The organism is Achromobacter spanius (genome assembly GCF_003994415.1).
Classification (GTDB): Bacteria; Pseudomonadota; Gammaproteobacteria; order Burkholderiales; family Burkholderiaceae_B; genus Achromobacter; species Achromobacter spanius_C.
In genome coordinates, this window is record NZ_CP034689.1 from 5048704 (window position 1) to 5069236 (window position 20533).

Here is a 20533-nt window from a genome sequence, read left to right on the forward strand (position 1 = left end):
CATGCCTATATTAGAACTTACCTCTCGTGAGCGCAGCGACCTTCGCTCCGCCGCTCACCCTCTGCGCCCCGTCGTCCTGATTGGCGACAATGGCCTGACCGAAGCCGTGCTCAAGGAAATCGACTTGGCACTGGCTTCCCACGGCCTCATCAAGGTGCGCGCCGGCGGCGATGACCGCGAGGCCCGCGAGACCATGTTGTCGACCATCTGCGACACCCTGTCCTGCGCCCCGGTGCACCATTTGGGCAAGACCCTGATTCTTTTCCGCCCGCTGGCCGGCAACATCAAGCCCGCCGCCCTGGCAGCGATGGAGCCCGAGGCTCCCGCCAAGCGCCGTGCTTCCGAGCCGTACACGCCGAAGAAGCTGGCCGCCGAAGGCAAGACCCTGGCCAAGCGTCCGCGCCGCAGCGAGTCCGAAGAGCCCAAGCCGGCCAAGGCGCGTTTCGTGCCGCAAGACCAACTGAACAAGAACGGCAAGCCGATGCGCCCCAGCAGCAAGCGGGCCACCGCCAGCGGCCACGGCATTCCTCGCCGCGCCGGCAGCGCGCTGAGCCTGCGGGCCGGAGCCCGCAGCGGCACCAGCCGCAAGACGTCGAAAAGGTAAGACCGGGCACAAAAACGGGCGCTTTACGCGCCCGGTCCACCATAGCGATCCGCGCAGTTTCCGCGGACACTCAGCCTGAATCAGGCTTCGAGCTATGGCGTTTTGACAGTTTACCGCTAAGGCGCTCGCGTTAGATGTAACGCACGCCCAGAACTTCGTATTCACGAACGCCAGCCGGGGCCTTGACCTCGACCACGTCGCCTTCGCTCTTGCCGATCAGCGCGCGCGCCACCGGGCTGGAGACGGAAATCAGGTTGGCCTTGATGTCGGCTTCGACGTCGCCCACGATCTGGTACGTGACGCGGTCACCGGAATCCAGGTCTTCAATGTCGACGGTTGCACCAAATACGGCACGGCCTTCGGCATCCAAAGAAGTGGGGTCGATCAGGTGGGCATTGGAAAGCGTGCCTTCAAGTTCGGCAATCCGGCCTTCGATAAAGCCTTGGCGCTCGCGAGCAGCGTCATATTCGGCGTTTTCCGACAGATCACCCTGTGCTCGCGCTTCGGCGATGGCATTGATAACGGCAGGGCGTTCCACGGTTTTCAGCCGCTGGAGCTCTTCTTGCAAGCGCTCGGCCCCGCGCACGGTCAAAGGAATGGCAGACATGTCGTTTCCCAAACAAAAAGTAGAAAACGCCCCGAAGGGAGCGTTCTCGGTGAAGGTCGTTACCCCGGCGCGCACCAGCCATCGGGACTTCAATCAATGCGAGGCAAGCGGCGCGGACGACCAAAACAAAACCCCGGCTCGGGTCGGAACCGGGGCAATCAAAGTCATATTGTGGGCAAAGTCCCTCGGAATTGCAAGCCACCGCGGAAAACGTGCTTTTGCACGCATTTCGCTGCTGTAACCCGCGAAAACCGGCTATTTCCTCAAGAATTTTCAACCACGACGACCGCCTCGGGCAAGGGCCCGCCGCCGCGCGTTGCTGAAAAGATACTTTTCAATAGTATTTTGTCATTTTGCCCGGTGGCGCATGCCAAAGCCGCCCATTTTTATGCCGAAACAGGCTTCCTGCGGCGCAGCAAGGCATACAAGATAATGGCCCCGAACGTAGCCGTACCAATGCCGCCCAGCATGAAGTCGCCGATCTTGATGGTGAAGTCGCCCGCCCCCATCACCAAGGTGACTGCGGCCACGATCAGGTTGCGGTTGTCGCTGAAGTCGACCTGGTTGACCACCCAGATCCGAGCGCCCGCAATGGCGATCAAACCGAACACCACCACCGACATGCCGCCCAGCACCGGCCCGGGAATCGTCTGGATCAGCGCGCCGAACTTGGGCGAAAAGCCCAACACGATGGCGATCAGCGCGGCCACCACGAAGACCAGCGTGGAATAGATGCGCGTCACGGCCATCACGCCGATGTTCTCGGCGTAGGTGGTAACGCCCGTGCCGCCCACCGCGCCCGACACCATGGTCGCCACGCCGTCGCCAACAAAGGCGCGACCCAGGTAGCGGTCCAGGTCACGGCCCGTCATGGCGCTGACCGCCTTCACGTGGCCCAGGTTTTCCGCGACCAGGATGATGGCGACCGGCACGATCAAGCCCATGGCTTCGGCCTTGAAGACGGGTGCCGCGAAATGCGGCAGGCCGATCCAGGCGGCGGTGGCCACGCCCGAAAAATCGATGGGCTTGCCCAGCCCCATGCCATTGGCCAGCACCGCGTACACCACGCAGGCCAGGATCAGGCCGACCAGGATCAGCAGGCGTTGGACCATGCCTTTCGTGTAGACGGCGATGCCGCCGACGCAGACGATCGTGACCAGCGCCATGAAGGTGTCGAAGCCCGACGCGCCCATGGCGCCCTTGGCCGCGATGGGCGCCAGGTTCAGGCCGATGACCGCCACCACCGCGCCCGTAACGACCGGCGGCATCAGCGCGTCGATCCAGTTGGCGCCGCTGCCCGACCGGGCGTTGGCAATCCACACGATCACGCCGATCAAGGTGTAGGCCAGGCCGCAGGCGATGATGGCGCCCAGCGCCACGCCGATATTGGCGTTTGCCCCGCCCCCCGCGTAGCCGGTCACCGCGATCACGCCGCCAATGAAGGCGAAGCTGGACCCCAGGTAGCTGGGCACCCGGCCGCCGACGAACAGGAAGAAGATCAATGTGCCGATACCGGACATGAGGATCGCCACGTTGGGATCGAAGCCCATCAGCAGCGGCGCCAGCACCGTCGAGCCGAACATGGCGACCACGTGTTGCGCGCCCATGGCCACGTTCTTGGGCCAGGACAGCCTTTCATCAGGCGCGATGATGACGCCGGGTTCGGCATCGTCCGCCAGGCGCCAACGCGGAAAGTACGAATTCGACATAAATATCCCAAATAAGGGGTTGGGTGAGCGGGCGCCAGTGTAAAGGGGGCTGCGAAGAGGCGGCAACGTTTAAGTATGGCTAGCGCCGTGCCGTACTTAGGGAAACCCCGGAAATCCAAGGGGACCCCCGAAGTACCACTCGGCAGCAGGAGACATCATGGCTATCAATTCCATCGGCGGCACATCCCGAATCGGCAGCTTGGCCGAACTGTGGGCGCAGAAGATTCAGGCCAACAAAGAAGCGAAGGAATCCGCCGGTGCGGAGGCGACGACCGTTGCACCCGACGGCAAGATCCGCGTCAACAACGCCGGGGCGATGGGCATTGGCGGCGCCAAGGCCACTGAAGAGACCGACAACGACGACGAGTTCACCCGCCAGATCAAAATGCTGCAAAAGCAGCTCAAGCGCATCATGGACCAGATTGCCAAGGTGCAGGCCAGCGGCATGTCGGACGAGATGAAGGCGCAGCAGTTGCAGTCGCTGAACGCCCAGGCCATGCAGATTCAAGGCCAGATCCAGCAGGTATTGATCCAGCAGGCCAAGGCGGCCATGGCCAACGGCGTGTCCGCCACGGCATAAGCGCCACAGCCCCGCCGGCCGGGCGCTGCCTTCAGGGCGCCCGCGCTGATGAGGCGCATCAAAATTTCTGATTGGACGCATAGCAGGCCTGACATTACTGTCTCCAGACAAATTAAAACTACGGAGACAAACCATGCATGCAATGCGCACAGCCTTTGCAGGAGCCCTGCTGGCCGTTTGTTCGGCCCCTGCCCTGGCCGGCACCGTCACGGTGATCACGTCGTTCCCGAAAGACCTGACCCAGGCCTACAAGACCGCGTTCGAAAAGGCCAACCCCGGCATCACGCTGGAAATCCTGAACAAGAACACCGTGTCTGGCATTGCATACGTGCGTGAAACGCCTGCGGGCCAACGCCCCGAGGTCTTCTGGGCCAGCGCGCCCGACGCCTTCGAAGTGCTGGGCCGCGACAAGTTGCTGGCCAAGTCGTCTGACGTGGCGAACAAGAATGTGCCGGACAAGATCGGCAACTACCCCATCAACGACCCGTCCGGCATGTACCTGGGCCAGGCGCTGGCGGGCTACGGCATCGTCTACAACACGCGCTATATTGCCGCGCACAAGCTTGCCGCACCGGTGGAATGGAAGGACCTGCTGTCGCCGAAGTGGTTCGGGCATGTCGGCATCACCTCGCCATCGCGTTCGGGAACGATGCACCTGACGGTGGAAACCATTTTGCAAGGCGAAGGCTGGGATGACGGCTGGAACACCCTGCTGCGCATGTCGGGCAACGCCAGCGCCATTACTGAACGGTCTTTCGGCGTGCCCGACGGCGTGAACAACGGCCAGTTCGGCGCCGGCCCGGTCATCGACTTCTTTGGCCTGTCCAGCAAGTATTCCAAGTTCCCGGTGGAATTCGTCTACCCCTCCGAGACGGCCATCGTGCCGGCCAATATTGCGCTGATCGACGGCGCGAAGAACACCGAGGAAGGCAAGAAGTTCATTGCCTTCACGCTTAGCCAGGCTGGCCAGGAACTGCTGCTGCAACCCAAGATCTCGCGCCTGCCGGTGTTGCCGTACTCTGCCCTGGCCGGCAAGATTCCGGCGGGCTACCCGGACCCCGCCGAGATCGCCAAGCGCAGCAAGGTGCAGTTCAATGCCGACCTGTCGCAAAGCCGCTACTACGTTGTGCAATCGCTGTACGACCAGACCATCACATTCCGCCTGAAGGAATTGCAGGCTGCCACCAAGGCGATCTACGACGCCGAGGCCAAGCTGGGCGACAAAGCCAATAGCGGGCGCGCCGCCGAGCTGCTGGGACAAGCGCGCAAGCTGGCGTGGGCGCCGCTTATCGATGGCAAGAAGGCCGCCGACCCGGCATTCCTGGCGGTCTTCGCGGGCAACAAGAAAGACGCCTCGGTGAACCAACAGATCACCCAGCTGGAAGGCGAGTGGAACGGCCGAGCACGGGCGAACTATGAAGAAGCCGTGAAGTTGGCCAAAGAGGCCGCGGCGCTCTAAACCACCCGTCGCAGCGCGCGCGCGGCGGCCAGAGCGGCTTGCCCCGCCGCGCGCGCAGCCCCCAGGCAACACATTCGGGAATCTCGATGACTTCTTCGGGCCACTCACGACTGCCCGCCGGCCCCGTATTGACGGCGCTGCTGGTGTTCGGCTTTCTGCTGCTTTTTCTTGCCGTGCCCGTGGGCACGGTGTTCTACAGCGCCTTCGTGAACGCTGACGGCAGCTTCACGATGGGCCACTTTGGCGCGTTCTTCAACCAGCCTTTGATGCAGGAAGCGTTCTTCAACAGCCTGTACGTGGCGGGCTGGTCTGCCCTGCTGGCGTCCCTGATCGCGGTGCCACTGGCGTACTTCACGGTGCGCTTCGATTTCCGGGGTGCGCTGATCATCCAGACGCTGGGCGTGCTGCCGCTGATCATGCCACCCTTCGTGGGCGCGGTGGCGATGCAGCTGATCTTCGGACGATCGGGCAGTGTCAACCTGCTGCTGAATGACTGGTTCGGCTTCACGATTCCATTCATGGAAGGCTTGAACGGCGTCATCTTCGTGGAAGCCCTGCATTACTTTCCGTTCATCCTGATGAACCTGGTGGTGGCGCTGCGCAACATCGACGGCGCCATGGAGGAAGCCGCGTTCAACCTGGGCTCGCGCGGGTTCCGCCTGTTCCGTCGCGTGATTTTTCCGTTGGCCCTGCCCGGCTATGTGGCGGGCGCGTCGCTGGTGTTCGTGAAGGTGTTTGACGACCTGGGCACGCCGCTGGTGCTGGGCACCACCAACATGCTGGCGCCGCAAGCGTACCTGCGCATTACGCAGGTGGGCCTGGAAGACCCGCTGGGCTATGTGATCAGCGTGATCATGATCGCGTTTTCGATCCTGGCGTTGTGGCTGTCGGCGCGCGTGCTCAAGGGGCGTGATTATTCCACGCTGCAAAAGGGCGGCAATTCAATCCAGAAGCGCAAGCTGGGGCCGATGGAAAGCGTGTTGGCCTACGGCTGGATCATCCTGGTGCTGATGTTGGTGCTGTCGCCGCACATGGGCGTGCTGCTGCTGTCGCTAGCCAGCGTCTGGAGCTATGCGCCGTTACCCGATGGCTACACATTGGCGCATTATTCCGCGGTGTTTTCAGAATCGCAGGGCATGATCGCCAACACGCTGCTGTATTGCGGGCTGGCGGCGGGCCTGGATGTCATCATCGGCACCGCCATCGCCTACCTGATGCTGCGCACCCGGCTGCCGGCGCGGCAGTGGCTGGACTTCATGGCATCGGCGGCGCTGGCGATTCCGGGCATCGTGCTGGCCATCGGCTTCTTGCGCACGTTTCGCGGGATCGAGCTTCCCGGAACCGGCACGCTGCTGACCTCGTCGTGGATCATCATCATGATTGCGTATTCGGTCAGGCGCTTGCCGTACGCGCTGCGATCCTGCGTGGCGTCCTTGCAGCAGATCAACGTATCGCTGGAGGAAGCCGCGCAATCGCTGGGTGCAACACGCATGAGCACGATCCGCCGCGTGGTGGTGCCGTTGATGGCGGGCGGCATGCTGGCGGGCTTCGTGACCAGCTTCGTGACGGCGGCGGTCGAGCTGTCGGCCACCATCATGCTGGTCACCAAGGACAGCCAGGCGCCCATGAGCTACGGCATCTATCTGTATATGCAAAGCGCGGCGGGACGAGGGCCGGGAGCCGCTCTGGGCGTGCTGGCGGTGGCCGCGGTGGCTATCGGCACGTATGTATCGCACCTGCTGGTGGAGCGCGCGCAGTCGCGCCAGCGTCCGGCACGCACTGAAGGGGAATCCGCATGAAGAAAGTCAGCGTAGAGTGCCGCAACATCCGCCTGTCGTATGGCACGACCGAAGTGCTGAAGGACGTGAACATCCACGTCGAGCCGGGGGAGTTCTTCGCGTTGCTGGGGCCGTCGGGTTCCGGCAAGTCGACGCTGCTGCGGCTGATTGCCGGTTTCAACCGGCACAGCGCGGGCCAGTTGCTGGTGGATGGCAAAGACATCAGCGGCACGCCGCCCTGGAACCGCAACATCGGCATGGTGTTCCAGAACTATGCGTTGTGGCCGCACATGTCGGTGTGGGACAACGTGGCGTTCGGGCTGGTTGAACGCAAGCTGCCCCGGGCCGAGATCCGAGCCAAGGTCGAAGCCGCGCTCGAACTGGTGGGGCTGTCGCAGTTTGGCAAGCGCCGGCCCAATCAGTTGTCGGGCGGCCAGCAGCAGCGGGTGGCCCTGGCCCGCACCATCGTCATCGAACCGCAGGTGTTGCTGCTGGATGAACCGCTGTCCAACCTGGACAAGAAGCTGCGCGTGCAGATGCGCCAGGACCTGCTCAGCCTGCAACGCCGGCTGGGCATCACCACCATCTTCGTCACGCATGACCAGGAAGAAGCCATGACCACGGCTGACCGCATGGCGGTACTGGACCATGGCGTGGTGCAGCAGATTGGCGCGCCCAGCACGCTGTTCGACTACCCCGTGAACCGCTTCGTGGCCAACTTTGTGGGCACGATGAACGTGCTGGAAGGCGATGTGCGCGAGCGCACCAGCGGCAGCGTCGTGCTGGCGGTGCCGGGCGTGGGCGACCTGCATCTGCCGCTGACGGCTGAAGCGCCCGCCGCCGGCCGCCTGGCGGCCAGCTTCCGGCCGCATACCGTGCAGATTGAAATGGCGGATGGCCTGGGCGATGCGCGCTATGTATGGCTGCCGGGCATTGTGGAAAGCAGCGAGTTCCTGGGCGAATTCACGCGCTATCAGGTGCTGATCGGTGAGCAGCGCCTGACGGCCGACCAGTCGCATTTGGCGGGGCTGTCGCCCTTCCCCGTCGGCGCGCCCGTATCCATTGGATTGGAGCCCACCCAGGTACGGCTGTTGGCGGCCTAAACTTGCCGCCATGGAAATCTATCAGATCCGCGCGTTCGTCACGGTTGCCCGGCTGGGCAACCTGACCAAGGCGGCCGAAGCGCTGTCCTTGACCCAGCCCGCCGTGACCGCGCAGATCAAGGCGCTGGAACAAAGCCTGGGCGTGGCCTTGTTCGACCGCAGCGGCGGCCGATTGGCGCTGGCCAAGGCGGGCGAGGTGCTGCTGCCCACGGCGGAAGCGTTGCTGGTGCTGGGCGCGCAGTTCAAGTCCGAAGCGCAGCAGTTGCAGGGCAGCCTGCATGGGGTCGTGGAACTGGGTGTGCCCAGCGAAAAGCCGGACTTCCTGCGCCTGGGCGAGCTGGCGTCGGCCGTCACGCAGCGCCTGCCGCTGGTGGAATTGAAGACCCAGACCTTGCCTACCGCCACGCTGGCCGAACAGGTCAGCACCGGGCGCCTGCCGGCCGCGCTAACCATCGCCGCCAACCCGCCGCGTGGTGTGTTGTGGCTGCCGTTGCGCAGCGTGCGCTATCGCATTGCCTTGCCGAAAGAACACGCCACGGCGCTCAAGCGCGGCGGCTGGCGCGAAGTAGCCCAGTTGCCGTGGCTGGATGGGCCGTCGGGCAGCCATACGCATCTGCTGTTGCGCGACATGTTCGAACGCCACGGCCTGGCGCCGCGCATTGCCATGCAGAACGATGATCAGGCCAACCTGGAGGCGCTGGTGCGCGCCGGCGCGGGCTGCGCGCTGTTGCGCGAAGAGACCGCGCTGGCGGGCGCCGCATCCAATGATTTCATCGTGTGGGGCCAGGCCCGTGCCGACGCCATGCTAGGCTTCATCCTGCCTTATGAGCGCGCTAGCGAGCCCGCGCTTGTCGCGCTAAGCTCGATCATCCATGCCATTTGGAAGCCCCGCCCGGTGATCGTGCCGGCCCCGCTTTGATTCCCAGGCTTTGCCTCACTTCCTGCCTTATTCCCCACTACGACCGTAATGACTGAAATCTGGTTCATCCGCCATGGCGAAACCGACTGGAACCGCCAGCGCCGCCTGCAAGGCTGGAAAGACATCCCCCTGAACGAATTCGGCGTCAACCAGGCCAGCCTGCTTGCCGCGCGCCTGCGCGACGAGGCCCGCGAAACGCCCATCCACGCCATCTACAGCAGCGACCTGCAACGCGCGCACGCCACGGCGGTGCCCGTGTCCGAACAACTGGGCTTGCGCGTGCGGGTAGAGCCCGGCATCCGCGAGCGCGGCTTCGGCGTGCTGGAAGGGCTGGACCACGAACACATCGACGTGCAGGCGCCCGAAGCTGCCGCCGCCTGGAAAAGCCGCGACCCCTTGCGACCGCTGGATGGCGGCGAAACGCTGGGCCAGTTTCAGTCGCGGGTGATTTCCGCCGTGGACGACATCGCCAGCCGCCACGACGGCGAACGCATCCTGATGTTCACGCACGGCGGCGTGCTGGACATCATCTGGCGCCATGCCTCGGGCGTACCGCTGAACGGCGCGCGCGATGCCGCGCTGCTGAACGTCAGCATCAACCGCGTCGGAGTACAGGGGCGTAAATGGGAAGTGCTGGATTGGGGCGACGTGGGCCATGTGGCCGATGAGGTCGGCGACGACGTGGTGCCGTAACACGGCACCGCGTTCACGGGCGGCAGGTTCATTTTGCCGCCCGTTCGCGCATCACCCTGCTTTGCGGGGCTTGCGCGGCGCGTTGCGCGCCAGCTTGTCATAGACCGCGTTGGGCAACAGGCGCATCAGCTTGGCCACCACGCCCATCTGCCACGGGATCACCGTGTACGACGTGCCGCGCGCAATGGCCGCATGCGCGCGTGCTGCAAAGGCGTCCGCTTCCATCAGGAAGGGCATGGAATACGGATTCTTCGCCGTCATGGCGGTCTTGATGTAGCCCGGTGCGATGGTCGCCACCCGAATACCGTCAGCCTCCAGTTCCAGCCGCAGGCTTTCGCAGTAGGTCACCACGGCGGATTTGGATGCACTGTAGGCGCCCGCGCCCGGTAGTCCGCGCACGCCCGCCACGCTGGCAATGCCCACCAGGCGGCCCGATCCGGCGGCGCGCATGGCGCCCACGAAGGGTTCGAAGGTGGCCACGGTAGCCAGCAGATTGGTATCGACAATAGCTTTGAAGACGTCGTAGTCCTCACCGTGCTCGGTCAAGGTGCCGGCGCTGATGCCCGCGCTGGCAATGACGACATCCACCCTGCCCTGGCAGAACGCAATGAAATCGGCCGCCGCCGCATGCAGCGCGGCGCGGTCGCGCACGTCCACGGCGTAGCAACGATGGCTGCCCGGCAGGCTGTCGGCCAACTCGCGCAACGCGTCTTCGCGCCGGCCCAAGAGACCCAGCGTGGCGCCCGATGCGGCGTACTGCTGCGCCAGGGCGCGGCCCAGACCACTGCTGGCGCCGGTGATGAAGACTCTGTTCATGGGTTCGTCTTAAGCGAGTAGGAAAGGCAGAAATGAAAAGGGCGACCCTGTTCAAGGGCCGCCCCGGCATCCTACCTCAAGCCCGCGGGCTTGGCGCTGTCGCGTCAGTCTTGACCGCTAAGCGATGCGTGCAGGTCCTGCAAGGGATACACCTGCAGGCCCAGGCCCTGGCGCAGATACTGCATGCCTTCAACCGCGGCGCGGGCGCCAGCGATGGTGGTGAAGAACGTGACGCGGGCGGCCAGCGACTGCGTACGGATCGTGCGCGAATCAACGATGGCGTTGCGGCGCTCTTCGACGGTGTTGATGACCAGCGCGATTTCGCCGTTCTTCACCATGTCGACGATGTGCGGACGGCCTTCGGTGACCTTGTTGACCACTTGCACCGGAATGCCCGCGGTTTCAATTTCGGCCGCCGTGCCGCGCGTGGCCACCAGCTTGAAGCCCATGGCATGCAGGCCGCGCGCCACTTCCACGGCGCGGGGCTTGTCCTGGTTCTTCACGCTGATGAACACCGTGCCGGACTCCGGCAGGCGCACGCCAGCAGCCAGTTGCGACTTCACGAAGGCTTCGCCGAAGCTCATGCCCACGCCCATCACTTCACCGGTCGACTTCATTTCCGGACCCAGGATGGTGTCCACGCCCGGGAACTTCACGAACGGGAACACGGCTTCCTTGACCGAGAAGTAAGGCGGCACGATTTCCTTCGTGATGCCTTGCGCCGCCAGCGTCTGGCCGGCCATGGCGCGCGCGGCGATCTTGGCCAGTTGCAGGCCGGTGGCCTTGGACACGTAGGGCACCGTGCGCGAGGCACGCGGGTTCACTTCCAGCACGTAGACATCGCCGCCCTGAATGGCGAACTGCACGTTCATCAGGCCGCTGACGTTCAAGGCCTTGGCCATCATCGTGGTCTGGCGCTTGATCTCGGCGATGACTTCCGCCGACAGCGAGTAAGGCGGCAGGCTGCAAGCCGAGTCGCCCGAGTGCACGCCGGCCTGCTCGATGTGTTCCATGACGCCGCCGATGAAGACGGTTTCGCCGTCGGCCAGGCAGTCCACGTCGACTTCGGTGGCGTTGTTCAGGAAGCGGTCCAGCAGCACGGGCGAGTCATTGCTGACCTTCACGGCCTCGCGCATGTAGCGCTCGAGGTCTTGTTGCTCGTGCACGATTTCCATGGCCCGGCCACCCAGCACGTAGCTGGGACGCACGACCAGCGGGTAGCCGATCTCGGTGGCGTGGGCCAGGGCCTCGCCTTCGGTGCGCGCGGTGCGGTTGGGCGGCTGACGCAGGCCCAGCTTGTTCAGCAGCTTCTGGAAACGTTCGCGGTCTTCGGCGACGTCGATGGATTCCGGGCTGGTGCCGATGATGGGCACGCCGTTGGCTTCCAGGGCGCGCGCCAGCTTCAACGGGGTCTGGCCGCCGTACTGGACGATCATGCCGACCGGGTTTTCCTTGTGGACGATTTCCAGCACGTCTTCCAAGGTCAGCGGTTCGAAGTACAGGCGGTCGGACGTGTCGTAGTCGGTGGACACGGTTTCCGGGTTGCAGTTGACCATGATGGTCTCGTACCCGTCGTCGCGCAGCGCCAGCGCGGCATGCACGCAGCAGTAATCGAACTCGATGCCCTGGCCGATACGGTTCGGGCCACCGCCCAGCACGATGATCTTCTTGCGATCGGTGGGGGCGGACTCGCACTCTTCCTCGTACGTGGAGTACATGTACGCGGTGCGGGTGGCGAATTCGGCGGCGCAGGTGTCGACGCGCTTGTAGACCGGGCGCACGTTCAACTGGTGACGCAGCTTGCGCACTTCGGATTCAGCGGAATCCAGCAGGAACGCCAGGCGGCGGTCGGAGAAACCGCGGCGCTTCAGTTCCCACAGCGTGGCGTAGTCCAGGTCGGCCAGCGTCTTTTGTTCCAGCGCCAGTTCGATGTCGACGATTTCCTTGATCTGCGACAGGAACCACGGGTCGATGTGCGTGATGTTGTGCACTTCGTCCAGCGTGAAGCCTTGCGCAAAGGCGTCGCCCACGTACCAGATGCGTTCCGGACCGGGCTCGCCCAGTTCGACTTGCAGCTTTTCGCGGTCGGTGGTTTTCTGGTTCAGGCCGTCGACGCCCACTTCCAGACCACGCAGCGCCTTCTGGAACGATTCCTGGAAGGTGCGGCCGATGGCCATGACTTCACCCACGGACTTCATCTGGGTGGTCAGGCGCGCATCGGCGGTGGGGAATTTTTCGAAGGCAAAACGCGGCACCTTGGTGACGACGTAGTCGATCGACGGTTCGAACGAGGCGGGCGTGGCGCCGCCGGTGATTTCGTTCTTGAGCTCGTCCAGCGTATAGCCCACGGCCAGGCGCGCGGCGACCTTGGCGATGGGAAAACCGGTGGCCTTGGATGCCAGCGCCGACGAACGCGACACGCGCGGATTCATCTCGATGACGATCATGCGGCCGTTCTTCGGGTTGACGGCGAACTGCACGTTCGAGCCGCCCGTATCCACGCCGATCTCGCGCAATACCGCGATCGATGCATTACGCATGATCTGGTATTCCTTGTCGGTCAGCGTCTGAGCAGGCGCCACGGTGATCGAGTCACCGGTGTGCACGCCCATCGGGTCCAGGTTTTCGATCGAGCAGACGATGATGCAGTTGTCCGCCTTGTCGCGAACCACTTCCATCTCGAATTCCTTCCAGCCCAGCAAGGATTCTTCGATCAGCAGTTCGTTGGTCGGCGAGGCTTCCAGGCCACGGCGGCAGATGGTTTCGAATTCTTCGGCGTTGTAGGCAATACCGCCGCCCGAACCGCCCATGGTGAAGCTGGGGCGGATCACGGCGGGGAAGCCCGACGTGCCCACTTCGGCGGCGATGCGGCGCTGCACTTCCCAGGCTTCGTCCATGCTGTGGGCCACGCCCGACTTGGCCGATTCCAGGCCGATGTCGGTCATGGCCTGCTTGAACTTCTGGCGGTCTTCGGCCTTTTCGATGGCGTGTTCGTTCGCGCCGATCAGCTCCACGTTGTGCTTTTTCAGCACGCCGTGGTGGGCCAGGTCCAGCGCGCAATTCAGCGCGGTCTGGCCGCCCATGGTGGGCAGCAGCGCATCGGGCTTTTCACGCTCGATGATTTTTTCAACCGCTTGCCAGGTGATGGGCTCGATGTAGGTGACGTCGGCCGTTTCCGGGTCCGTCATGATCGTGGCGGGGTTGCTGTTCACCAGGATGGTGCGGTAACCCTCGGCCTTGAGCGCCTTGCACGCCTGTGCGCCGGAATAGTCGAATTCGCAGGCCTGCCCGATGATGATGGGGCCGGCGCCGATGATGAGTATGCTTTTTAGGTCTGTACGCTTGGGCATGATGCAATCTTTACTTTTGGCCGGACATCAGGGCGATGAACTTGTCGAAGAGTTCAAGGATGTCGTGCGGACCCGGGCTGGCTTCGGGGTGACCCTGGAAGCAGAAGGCCGGGCGGTCGGTGAGCTCGAAGCCCTGCAGCGTGCCGTCGAACAGCGACACGTGCGTGACGCGCGCATTGGCCGGCAGGCTGGCCGCATCGACCGCGAAGCCGTGGTTCTGGCTGGTGATGAACACGCGCTTGGACTGCAAGTCTTGCACGGGGTGGTTCGCGCCGTGATGGCCCGTCTTCATCTTGAGCGTCTTGCCGCCCACGGCCAGGCCCATGATCTGGTGACCCAGGCAGATGCCGAAGACCGGCAACTTCTTGTCCAGGAACGTGCGGGTGGCGTCGATGGCGTAGTCGCAGGGCTCGGGGTCGCCGGGGCCGTTGGACAGGAACACGCCGTCAGGGTTGAGCTTCAGGACGTCTTCGGCGCTGGTTTGCGCCGGCACCACGGTCAGGCGGCAACCGCGATCAGCCAACAGGCGCAGGATGTTCGTCTTGATGCCGAAGTCGTAAGCGACGACGTGGAACTTGGATTGGTCGGGCTTGGAGAAGCCTTCGCCCAATTGCCAGGTGCCTTCGGTCCATTCGGTGCTGGCTTTCTGCGACACGACCTTGGCCAGGTCCTGGCCGGCCATGCCGGCAAAGCCCTGGGCCATTTCAACGGCGCGTTCGGCATCGGTGCCGACGAAAATGCAGGCGCCCTGGGCGCCTTTTTCACGCAGGATGCGCGTGAGCTTGCGGGTGTCGATGCCGGAAATGGCAACGATGCCCTGCGCGGCCAGATAGTCGGGCAGGGATTGCGTGGAACGGAAGTTCGACACGCGGGCGGGACAGTCGCGGACCACCAGTCCGGCGGCATAGACGCGATTGGCTTCCACGTCTTCGGCGTTGACGCCGGTGTTGCCAATGTGCGGATAGGTCAGCGTAACGATCTGACCGCTATAGCTGGGATCGGTGAGAATTTCCTGGTACCCGGTCATCGCGGTGTTGAACACCACTTCGGCAACGGTAGCCCCAGGCGCACCGATCGACACGCCTCGAAAAATGGTACCGTCCGCCAGAGCCAGAATTGCAGGAGGGAAGCGGTTGATCCCCTCGGGAAAAAGTTGCGGCAGCACAGTAAACCCCGGTTTTAGAATCGATAATCAAACCTTCGGATTATACCTTGACCGGGCAAATTCCCTGGCGAACCGCGCCAAATAAGGCCGGAATCGCCGATTGACCCTGGCGCGGCACGTTTACGGCGCATGTACGGCTTGTGTGCTGCCTCCCGCTTGTGGGCGACGGCGAGACACCGGCCGCAGTGATACGCTAGGGAACCTTCAACCCTTGCCGTCGTGAGCCGTTACTGTCCATGTCCAGCCAACTTGACGCCCTGCGCAATCACACCACCGTTGTCGCCGACACCGGGGATTTCGAAGCGATGAAGGCGTTGCGTCCCACGGACGCCACCACTAATCCGTCCCTTATTCTAAAAGCCGTTCAGCAAGACGCCTACCGGCCCCTGCTGGAACAAACCGTGCGCGATCACCAAGGCGCCTCCGCCCCCGAGCTCGTCGACCGCCTGCTGGTCGCCTTTGGCCGCGCCATTCTGAACATCGTGCCGGGCCGCGTCTCCACCGAAGTGGATGCCCGCCTGTCGTTCGATACCCGCGCAACCATCGAACGCGCCCGCGGCCTGATCGCTCTGTATGAAGCCGCGGGCGTGCCGCGCGAACGCGTGCTGATCAAGATCGCGTCCACCTGGGAAGGCATCCAGGCCGCCCGCGCGCTGCAAGCCGAAGGCGTGCACTGCAACCTGACGCTGCTGTTTTCGCTGCCCCAGGCCGTGGCCTGCGCCGACGCCCGCGTGCAATTGATTTCGCCCTTTGTGGGCCGCATCTACGATTGGCACAAGAAGAACGCCGGCACCGCGTGGGTGGAAGCCGACAACAGCGGGTCACAAGATCCCGGCGTGCTCTCGGTGACGCGCATATACCGGTATTACAAGCAGCACGACATTTCTACCGAAATCATGGGCGCCAGCTTCCGCAACGTGGGTCAGATCCTGGCGTTGTCGGGATGCGATCTGCTGACCATCAGCCCCGACTTGCTCAAGCAGTTGGCGAACACACCAGGCGATGCACCGGCGCAACTGCGCGCCGACGACACGGGTCCGGCGATTGCCCGTATCGGCGCGGATGAAGTCAGCTTCCGCACCCTGCTCAACGACGACGCAATGGCCAGCGAAAAGCTGTCCGAAGGTATCCGCCTGTTCGTGGCCGACGCGGTCAAGCTGGATGCGCTGATCGACGCACAGCGCCGCTGATCCGGCCCGCGAGCAGAAAAAAGTGGCGTGCTCGGTTTTTGGGCACGCCACTTGCTGACTAGCCTGGTGGCCTGGGTGATGCTGGACGTACGGGCTGACCTGCGTCGTGACCTTAACGCTGATCGTGCGAATGCACCTGCAACGCTTCCAGAAACCGCGACACCATGTTGTAGGCCGCAACCGTTGCAGTCAGTTCGACGATGAGCTTTTCGGAACCCATGGCAGCGCGAGCCGCCTGAAACACCGGGTCCGGCACCTGGACGTTGCGGGTCATGGCATCGGTGTAGGCCAGCACGGCTTTTTCGCGCGCGTCGAACAGCATTGAATTTTCCCAATCGCCCAGGGCATCCAACTGGGCTTGCGACAGACCTTCCTTCAGGGCGATCGGCGCATGCTGATCGGCCTCGTAGGGCGCGCCGTTTAGCGCGGCGACGCGCATGATGACCAGTTCGCGCACATCACCCGGCAAGGTGCTTAGTTGCCGGATGGATGTCAGGTAGTTCAACCAGCCCGCGGCCACTGCGGGGCTGTGCAGCAGCATTTGGTACAGATGAAGCACGCTGCCCCGTTCAGCAACGATGCGGTCCACCAGGGGACGGGCTTCGGAATGAGACAGATCGGCGTAGGGAAGACGGGCCATGGACGCTCCAGAGAGTTGATGGGGGCTGCAAACGCATACATTCACACAATATATTTGACATAATGACAGCTCATTGCGCGTCCCAGGTACCCCACCCACAATGAATGCGCCCACCCCGTCTCATTTGCCCGTCACGCTCGCCAACTGCGACAGCGAACCGATACACATACCGGGCGCCATCCAGCCGCTGGGGGCCTTGCTTGCGTTCGACGCGGACGGCATGCTGCAATTCGCCAGCGAAAACGCTCCCGCCCTGCTGGGTGTGCCGCTGACGCTGGGACAATGCTGCCCCCCAGGCACGCTGCCGTCAGACCTGGCGGACTATCTGGCGGAGTGGCTGGGCAACCCCGACCCTGTTTTCGACCCCTTCGCATTGACGCTGAACAACGCTACGTTCGACGTGATCGGCCACTGCAACAGCGACGGTCTGACAATCATCGAACTGGAACAGCGCGTGCAGGCTGCCGCCGACGTTGCCGACCCGGCGCGCATCTACCGCAGCATCGAACGCGTGCGCCGCGAACGCGATATCGACGGCCTGCTTAAAAGCGCCGTGCGCGAGGTGCGCCGCGCCACCGGGTTCGACCGGGTCATGGCCTACCGCTTCCATCCCGACGACAGCGGGGAAATCGTCACCGAAGAACGCCACGAATCCCTGGAAGACTGGATAGGCCGCCGCTACCCCGCGGGCGACATCCCCGCGCAGGCACGCCGCCTGTACACCGTCAACACGTTGCGCCAGATTGCCGACGCGCGCTACACGCCAGTGCGCGTACGTGGCGCGCCTTCGGCCACCACGAAGCCGCTGGACATGAGCTTTTCGGTGTTGCGCAGCGTGTCGCCGATTCATCTGGAATACATGGCCAACATGGGCGTGCAGGCGTCGATGAGCCTGTCGATCGTGATCGGCGATCGGCTCTGGGGCATGATCGCCTGCCATCACCATGGGCCGCGCCCCATTCCCTACCCCGCGCGTCTGGCCTGCGAAGCGCTGGCGCAGGTGCTCTCCGCCGCGTTGGCCAATATCGAGGGGGCCGAGCGCGCCGCCCAGGCTCGCCGCAATGCCGCCTTGGTCAGCGAACTGACCGAACGCGCATCCGCCTCGGAAAACCTGCATCTGGCCTTGTCCAGCGGGCCGGATACGCCCGCGTCGCTGATTCCGAACGACGCCGCGCTGTGCCTATGGGGCAACAGCGTCACCGTGTTTGGCGGCATCGCGCCGCGCGGCGAACTGGCGGGCATTCTGTGCGCGTTGGACCAAAGCGGCCAGCGCCTGGTGCATACCGACAACATCGCCCGCGACTACCCCGACCTGCAGACCGACCTGGTTCCCTACGCCGGCCTGCTGGCTTGCAAGTTCGACCCGATGAACAATGGCTGGCTGATATGGCTGCGCAAAGAGCAGATCGAAACGCTGGTTTGGGGCGGCAAGCCCGAGAAACAATACGCCGTAGGCAACCAGGGGCCGCGCCTGACGCCACGCGGCTCATTCGAGGCCTGGCGCGAAGTGGTGCGCAATACCTGCACTTCGTGGCTGCCAGCTGAACTGGAAGCCGCCGACAATCTGCGCGACGAACTTTCCCACATCGCCACCAGCCGCACCGCCGACGTGGACCGCGCGCGCACCGCGCTGCTGGCCATGCTGGGCCACGATCTGCGCGACCCGCTGCAATCGATTTCCATGGCGGCCACGCTGCTGTCCAAAACGGATACCGGTGCACGCATGGGCGAGCGTATCCGCTATTCCAGCGGCCGCATGCAACGCCTGATTTCGCAGGTGCTGGACTTGTCACGCCTGCAGGGCGGCATGGGACTGGGCATTGAAAAGCGCCCATGCTCGCTGAGCGATCTGATCAACGGGCTGATCGAAGAAAAGCGGCAGGCCTACCCCGGGCTGCGCATCGAGCCCGACGTGGCGCCCGACCTGACCCTGATGGCCGATACCGACCGCATCGCCCAGGTGCTGACGAATCTGATGAGCAACGCGCGCCAGCACGGCGCCCCGCGCCAGCCCATCCTGGTGCAGGCGCACGAGCGCGGCGACGACATTGAGCTGCGCGTCATCAACCATGGCGCGCCCATTGCACCAGAGGTGTTGGCGCACCTTTTTTCGCCTTTCAAACCCGAATCGCTGGGCCAGTCGCGCAACCGCAACGGCCTGGGGCTGGGCCTGTATATCGCCGAACAGGTCGTGCGTGGCCATGACGGCGAGATCTCGGTGGCATGCCGGGACGGCCTGGTCATTTTTACGGTGAGGCTGCCGCGCGACTGTCGCGACGCACCCACCCTTTGAACCCTGGAGACATCTTTTGAACGAAGTGCGCGCAGTTCGCGTCCTGCTGGTTGACGACAATGAAATGGGCTCGGAGCTGCTTGCCGAATTCCTGGCGCTTTCTGGGGTGCAAGCGCGCTGCGCCGCCTCGGGCGAAGCCGCGCTTGAGATGATGGACAGCTTCCACCCCGAAGCCGTGCTGGTGGACATTTTGCTGCCCGACATGGACGGCTATGAGCTGGCGTCGCGCTTGCGCGCCCGCGGCGCACCGCCGCGCATCTACGCCCTGAGCGGCTTGGCGCGCCACGAACGCCGTGATGCGGACGGCATGTTCGACGGCTGGATTGAAAAGCCCGCCGACCCCGACGCACTGCTGGCCATTTTGTGCCCGTCACACTAGGGCCGCCCATGTCGATCTCTCCGTCCCTGGCCGCGCAAGGCGTGCGGTTCAAAGTGCTGGCGCAGGTGTTTCCGGTACTGCGCCACGAAGTCGTGGGCCCACTGTCCAACGCCACGCTGGCCACCGCGATGCTGCGCCAGACACCGGACGGCGCCGATGCCGACGCCTTGCAGCAGCGCTGCCATCGCCTGGCGGGCGACCTGACCGGCATGCTGGAAGACAGCGTCACCATCGTGCGCGAACTGGACCAATGGCTGCTGGACAGCAACGCCACCCTGTCCGCCGAAGCCTTGCTGCGCGAATGCCGCAAGCTGATGTTCTCGCATCTGCTGCTGTCGCGGCACAGCGTCATCTGGCCGGAAGACGTGGCCGACATCCAGGTGCCGCAGTTCACCTCGCGGTATCTGCTGCTGGCCTGGTTGCTGAGCCTGTTGTCCGTCTTGCCGGCGGACGCCACGCTGACGCTGGACTGTTCGCAGCCCGATGCCTGGCACGCCCATTTTCCGGAAGACCTGGCGTCGGCCGCGCCGACCGCGTCGCCCGCCTTCGCGCCCGAGGAAGTGGAACTGCTTGCAACGGTATCCGGCTGGCGGCTGGAGCGCCAGGCGCAGTGCTGGTCACTGCGCCTGCCCGCCGCCGCCCCAGTGCAATAGGCAGCCGCCATGATTTCGCCCGTTCACCTACGGCTTCGAGACGGCACACGCGACAGGCACGAAGCGCTGGACCAGGGCTTGGCCTTGACTGGCGGCGACATCGACCACACCGCTTATCTGAACTATCTGCGCGCGTTGCTGGGCTGGCTGGAACCTTTGGAACGCCAACTGTGGCAACTGGACTGGCCCGATAGCCTGCAAGCGGCGGCGCGCGCCGGAAAAAGTGATTGGATACGCGCCGACCTGGCGGCTGCCGGCGACGCAACGCCCGTACCGCACTGCGCCGATGCACCGCGTATCGAAGCCGCCGATGCCTATGCCTTGGGCGTGGCCTATGTGGTGGAAGGGTCGCAATTGGGCGGACGCTTTCTGGCCAAGCACCTGGCCGAGGTCGCGCCCGAGCTACCGCTGCGCTATCTGCGCGGCTATGGCGAACAACTGGGACCGATGTGGAAGACGTTTCTGCAGTTTCTGGATAGCGAGGCTGGCGCCCAAGGGCGCGAGGACCACGCGTTGCAAGGCGCGTGCGACGCCTTCGACAGCCTGACGGCGTGGCTGCGCAGCCGGCACGCGCTGCGAACCTGAAAGGCTCGCG

19 protein-coding genes are annotated in these 20533 nt (G+C 64.1%); 13 read left to right on the forward strand and 6 right to left on the reverse strand.

All coding sequences use genetic code 11. The features are described from left to right. Position 1: 1 nt before the first annotated feature. The gene (locus tag ELS24_RS23120) at positions 2-604 is read left to right on the forward strand and encodes a YhbY family RNA-binding protein (protein WP_050449039.1); all 603 of its coding nucleotides are present in this window, start codon (positions 2-4) and stop codon (positions 602-604) included. 130 nt (positions 605-734) lie between these two features. Here ELS24_RS23120 and greA read toward each other — a convergent pair whose 3' ends face one another. Further along, the gene (gene greA / locus ELS24_RS23125) at positions 735-1211 is read right to left on the reverse strand and encodes a transcription elongation factor GreA (RefSeq protein WP_006221068.1); all 477 of its coding nucleotides are present in this window, start codon (positions 1209-1211) and stop codon (positions 735-737) included. Here greA and ELS24_RS23130 point away from each other — a divergent pair. Beyond that, positions 1210-1452: a hypothetical protein gene (locus ELS24_RS23130; RefSeq protein ID WP_127185451.1), complete on the forward strand. Its 243-nt coding sequence runs from the start codon at positions 1210-1212 to the stop codon at positions 1450-1452. The genes greA and ELS24_RS23130 overlap by 2 nt on opposite strands. A 145-nt stretch (positions 1453-1597) precedes the next feature. On the opposite strand, the gene ELS24_RS23135 is transcribed toward ELS24_RS23130, so the two are convergent. After that, positions 1598-2920 (reverse strand): solute carrier family 23 protein, encoded by a 1323-nt coding sequence (locus tag ELS24_RS23135; protein ID WP_050449038.1) that lies wholly within the window; start codon positions 2918-2920, stop codon positions 1598-1600. Positions 2921-3077: 157 nt separating this feature from the next. On the opposite strand from ELS24_RS23135, the gene ELS24_RS23140 reads away from it, so the two are divergent. The 6 genes from ELS24_RS23140 to ELS24_RS23165 all read left to right on the forward strand — a co-directional run bounded on the left by ELS24_RS23140 (position 3078) and on the right by ELS24_RS23165 (position 9452). After that, on the forward strand, positions 3078-3500 hold the full coding sequence (locus ELS24_RS23140) for a FlxA-like family protein (RefSeq protein WP_050449037.1): 423 nt from the start codon (positions 3078-3080) through the stop codon (positions 3498-3500). A gap of 133 nt (positions 3501-3633) precedes the next feature. After that, positions 3634-4959: an ABC transporter substrate-binding protein gene (locus tag ELS24_RS23145; protein ID WP_050449036.1), complete on the forward strand. Its 1326-nt coding sequence runs from the start codon at positions 3634-3636 to the stop codon at positions 4957-4959. Between the two features lie 86 nt (positions 4960-5045). Next, the gene (locus tag ELS24_RS23150) at positions 5046-6758 is read left to right on the forward strand and encodes an ABC transporter permease (RefSeq protein ID WP_127185452.1); all 1713 of its coding nucleotides are present in this window, start codon (positions 5046-5048) and stop codon (positions 6756-6758) included. After that, positions 6755-7840 (forward strand): ABC transporter ATP-binding protein, encoded by a 1086-nt coding sequence (locus ELS24_RS23155; RefSeq protein ID WP_127185453.1) that lies wholly within the window; start codon positions 6755-6757, stop codon positions 7838-7840. Before ELS24_RS23150 ends, ELS24_RS23155 begins: the two co-directional genes overlap by 4 nt. A gap of 10 nt (positions 7841-7850) precedes the next feature. Further along, the gene (locus ELS24_RS23160; protein WP_050449033.1) at positions 7851-8759 is read left to right on the forward strand and encodes a LysR family transcriptional regulator; all 909 of its coding nucleotides are present in this window, start codon (positions 7851-7853) and stop codon (positions 8757-8759) included. A 48-nt stretch (positions 8760-8807) separates the two neighbouring features. Continuing rightward, positions 8808-9452 (forward strand): histidine phosphatase family protein, encoded by a 645-nt coding sequence (locus tag ELS24_RS23165; protein ID WP_127185454.1) that lies wholly within the window; start codon positions 8808-8810, stop codon positions 9450-9452. 51 nt (positions 9453-9503) lie between these two features. Here the strand turns inward: ELS24_RS23165 and ELS24_RS23170 are convergent, their stop codons facing one another. From ELS24_RS23170 to carA, 3 genes are all read right to left on the reverse strand, one after another. Then, positions 9504-10268 carry an SDR family oxidoreductase gene (locus tag ELS24_RS23170; RefSeq protein WP_127185455.1) on the reverse strand — a complete coding sequence of 255 codons (765 nt, stop codon included), beginning with the start codon at positions 10266-10268 and terminating at the stop codon, positions 9504-9506. Between the two features lie 104 nt (positions 10269-10372). Next, positions 10373-13618 carry a carbamoyl-phosphate synthase large subunit gene (carB, locus tag ELS24_RS23175; RefSeq protein ID WP_127185456.1) on the reverse strand — a complete coding sequence of 1082 codons (3246 nt, stop codon included), beginning with the start codon at positions 13616-13618 and terminating at the stop codon, positions 10373-10375. 10 nt (positions 13619-13628) lie between these two features. Further along, the gene (carA, locus tag ELS24_RS23180; RefSeq protein ID WP_050449029.1) at positions 13629-14783 is read right to left on the reverse strand and encodes a glutamine-hydrolyzing carbamoyl-phosphate synthase small subunit; all 1155 of its coding nucleotides are present in this window, start codon (positions 14781-14783) and stop codon (positions 13629-13631) included. Positions 14784-15019: 236 nt separating this feature from the next. Here carA and tal point away from each other — a divergent pair, with 236 nt between their 5' ends. Next, entirely contained in the window at positions 15020-15973 is a 954-nt protein-coding gene (gene tal, locus ELS24_RS23185) for a transaldolase (protein WP_127185457.1), read from the forward strand. Positions 15974-16085: 112 nt separating this feature from the next. Here the strand turns inward: tal and ELS24_RS23190 are convergent, their stop codons facing one another. Beyond that, positions 16086-16613: a carboxymuconolactone decarboxylase family protein gene (locus tag ELS24_RS23190; protein ID WP_050449027.1), complete on the reverse strand. Its 528-nt coding sequence runs from the start codon at positions 16611-16613 to the stop codon at positions 16086-16088. Between the two features lie 100 nt (positions 16614-16713). Between ELS24_RS23190 and ELS24_RS23195 the strand changes: the two genes are divergently transcribed. Genes ELS24_RS23195 through ELS24_RS23210 form a run of 4 tightly spaced genes read left to right on the forward strand, consistent with a single transcriptional unit; the run spans position 16714 to position 20523 of the window. Further along, positions 16714-18906, forward strand: a complete 2193-nt coding sequence (locus ELS24_RS23195; RefSeq protein WP_127185458.1) for an ATP-binding protein — start codon at positions 16714-16716, stop codon at positions 18904-18906. Positions 18907-18931: 25 nt separating this feature from the next. Then, positions 18932-19285, forward strand: a complete 354-nt coding sequence (locus ELS24_RS23200; protein ID WP_230694664.1) for a response regulator — start codon at positions 18932-18934, stop codon at positions 19283-19285. Between the two features lie 8 nt (positions 19286-19293). Beyond that, entirely contained in the window at positions 19294-19938 is a 645-nt protein-coding gene (locus ELS24_RS23205; RefSeq protein ID WP_050449024.1) for a hypothetical protein, read from the forward strand. A 9-nt stretch (positions 19939-19947) separates the two neighbouring features. Continuing rightward, complete coding sequence (locus ELS24_RS23210) at positions 19948-20523, forward strand: biliverdin-producing heme oxygenase (RefSeq protein ID WP_127185459.1); 576 nt, start codon at positions 19948-19950, stop codon at positions 20521-20523. The last annotated feature ends 10 nt before the right edge of the window (positions 20524-20533 follow it).